At 71.8% G+C, this 3,351-nt stretch carries 1 protein-coding gene; it reads left to right on the top strand.

The features are described from left to right. The coding region (gene mobF / locus GBZ26_RS28320) for a MobF family relaxase (RefSeq protein ID WP_174441654.1) at positions 1 to 3,282 on the top strand (3,282 nt) is incomplete at its 5' end. Between the last annotated feature and the right edge of the window lie 69 nt (positions 3,283 to 3,351).

Genomic DNA, 3,351 nt, shown 5'->3' with positions numbered 1-3,351 from the left:
GGTTCACACCTGACGCATCTGGCGATGCATGAGGGCCGAAGCGTGCTGTCGATCGGGACCAGTGCCGGAGCGGACTACTACGTGGAGGCGCAAGCCGAGTATTATCTCGGCGGCACCGAGCCGACCGGCGTGTGGTGGAACACCCCAGGGTACTTTGGGTACCGCGACGGTTCGGATGTTGTCCCCTCGGCGTTCAAAGCGTTGCACACTGGCTTCAACCCGCGCGACGGACGGGCGCTGGTGCAGAATGCGGGAGCGGAGAAGCGGCGCGGCGGTTACGACCTCACCTTCAGCGCCGACAAGAGCATCAGCGCGCTGTGGGCGGTGGCGCCGGTTGCGATGCGAAGCGCGATCGAGGCCGCCCAGGAGGCCGCCGTGCGAGCAGCCTTGGCGCTGGTTCAAGAGCGTGCCGTCGAAACACGGCGGGGCAAAGACGGCGTGATGCGTGAGAGGGTGCCGGCGTTCGGCGCCTTGTTTCAGCATGGCGACGCCCGGTCCGGCGACCCCGACCTGCACACGCACGCCGTGGTGTTGAATGTTGCGGAGCGTCCGGATGGGACGTGGGGCAGCCTCGCCAATGAACAGCTGTTCCGCTGGAAAATGGCCGCGGGTGCGGTGTACCGCGCCGAGCTGGCGGCGCAGCTGCAGGAGCGGTTAGGGGTGGCGATCGACCGTCACGGCGAGCGCAACGAATTCATTCGTGTCAGCGGGGTTCCCGAGGCGCTGTGCGAGGCATGGTCGAAGCGCCGCAAGGACATCGAGGCGGCGGCTGCGGAGAAGGGCTTCGCCACCGGCGCGGACGCCGCGCGGGCCGCCGGCTTGACGCTGGCGACGCGGGGAAAGAAGGGCCACGGCGAAGACCGGAGCGTCCGATGGGTGGAGGAAGCCGCGGCGATGGGCTGGACCGCGGCCGCCGCGATGGCGCTGCAGGGCACGGCGCAGGGCAACCCGGCGGCGGCGCGGACCGCGGCCTGGTCGGGCGTTGCGCAGCGGGTTCGTGAGATCATCGAGCACGAGTCCGTGTTCACCGAGCCAAAGCTCTGGCAAGTGACCGCCGAGGCCGCCGCGGGCGCCTTTCCGGCCCGCGACATCGCCGGCCTGGTGCGCCGCCTCGAAGCCGAGGGTGTGGTGGTGCGGCTGCCCGGTCAGACCGACGCCGGGCAGACGGTTTATTCAACCCGCCAGGCGATCGAGGACGAGGTGGCCGTCCGCGCGATGGCGCGCCAGGCGGCTGCGGCACCGACGCTGATGGTGCCATCGGTTATGGCCAAGGCCGCGATCAATACGTCGGACCCGCCGCTGACCGATGAACAGGGAGCGGCGTCGTATCACGCCATGACCCGTGGCGGTGGCGTCGCGCTGGTCGAAGGGGCGCCCGGTGTCGGCAAAAGCACGCTGCTCCGACCGGTGGTTCAGGGGTACCGGTGGGCCGGTGCCCAGGCCATTCTGGCGACCGCGGTGGCCTGGCGGCAGGCGCGTGACCTCGGCGACGGTGTCGGGGCGGATGCGGCGCTCGCGGCGGAGGCGTTGCTGCATCGCTGGCGGGCTGGTGACTTGGTGATCGGTACCGGCACGGTGATCGTCGTCGACGAACTGGGGCAGTGGTCCGCCCGGCAAACCCGCCAGCTTCTGGAGATGCAGCGCGCCACCGGGTGCCGGGTGATCGGGGTGGGCGACCGCCGCCAGCTGCAGCCGGTGGGTGCGGGGCCGGGCATGCGGTTGTTGGCCCTGGAGGCGCCGGTCGCCATTGTCGACACCATCATCCGGCAGACGGACGCGGCGGCCCGTGCCGCGGTGCGGGCGGTCATGGACGGCGATGCGGCTGCGGCGATCCGCGCCCACCGCGAACGGGGGTGTCTCCTGGAAGGCGCGGACCATGGGGCGGCGGTTGCGCTTGCCGCCGCGCGGTGGCGGGCGGTGCGGGAGGCCGGCCAGTCGACGGTGGTTGTTGCGGAGACGTGGCCCGACGTGCGGGCCCTGTCGGCGGCGGTCCGCGGCGAACTCAAGGCCATGGGCTGGCTTGGCGAGGACGCTCTCATACTGAAAGCCACCGGCACCACCCCGGGGCGGGCGCTCACGCTCGCCGTTGCCGTCGGCGACGAGTTGCGGTTCCGTCAGCGGGATGACCGGCTTGGGGTGGTCAACGGCGACTGCGGACGGGTGCTGGCCATCAACAGCGGAGCGCTGGTCGTGGCGCTCGCCGGCGGCCGCCGCATCACGGTGGATCCGGCGGTCTACCGGGACAAGGCGGGACACATCCCGATCACCTACGCCTATGCCTCGACCCTGGCGGCGGCCCAGGGGATGACCGTCGCCGCCCCCATCCTGCTCGGCAGCGACCGGCTGACCCGGCAGGCGGCGACGGTGGCGCTGTCGCGGGGCACCGGCTGGACGACGGTGGTGGTGGACCGCGGCGCCATCGAGGATGCGGTGCGGGCGCGGCGCCCCGACGACGCGGTCCGGACGCCGGTCACGGCGGACGAGGTGGATGCGCATCTGGCGCGGGCGTGGTCGCGTGATGGCGAGAAGGTCAGCGCGCTTGATCACCTCGATCCCGGGCAGGTGGAGGCCTGGGTGGCGGGCTGGCGGGGCCGCCTGCCGGCCGAGGCGTTGTCGCCCACCGGCCAGCCGGTGGCGGAGGTGGTGAACCTCACCCGCATCCGTGCCGAGCGGTGGCACGAGGCCGCTGGTTGCCGGCTGAGGGCGGCGGGAACCCGGTTGGAGGGACAAGGCCAGCGGCTCGCCGGCGAGGCCCGGGAGCGGGCGCGCGACATGGCGGTGCGGCTGGCATCGGTTGTGGACCGGTTGGAGGCCCAGGGGCCGCGGCTCGCCGCCCAGCGGGCGGAGGCGGACGCCATGGCGGTGCTGGACCGGCTGGCCGCGGCGGGGGCGGTCTTCCGGATCGACGCTGAGCAGCGCCGCACCATCGAGCCGCTGGTCGACACCGACGCGGGAATTTTGAGTCGGGGATGGACGGAGCGGGCCGCCGCGCGGTTCGACGCGATCGCCCAGGCTCAGGAACAGGCGGCGGCCGCGTGGCGGTCGGCGCTGGAAACGCGGCAGGCGTTGAGGGGTGAACTGGCGACGGTGCAGGCCGCGGGGCAGTGGGAGCGGGCGGCGGAAATCGTCTATGCCCTTCTGCCAGAGGCGGAGCAGCGGTTGGAGGCCCTCGACCCGGCGGCGTGGATGGCCGTGAAGCGGACGGAGGCGGAGGCCCAGGAGGCTGCTAGCAAGGCTCTCTCTTATAGACATCTGACGCCGCCGACGAGCCACTCCGCATAACATTCGACCGTCGGCGTTATCCTAAATATCAACCCGCCAACTCACTACGTCTGCATACCATGCACCCAC

The sequence above is a fragment of the Azospirillum formosense genome (assembly GCF_013340925.1).
Lineage (GTDB): Bacteria > Pseudomonadota > Alphaproteobacteria > Azospirillales > Azospirillaceae > Azospirillum > Azospirillum formosense.
The sequence above is the reverse complement of the archived record's forward strand: the minus strand, read 5'-3'. Positions and strand labels throughout refer to the sequence as shown.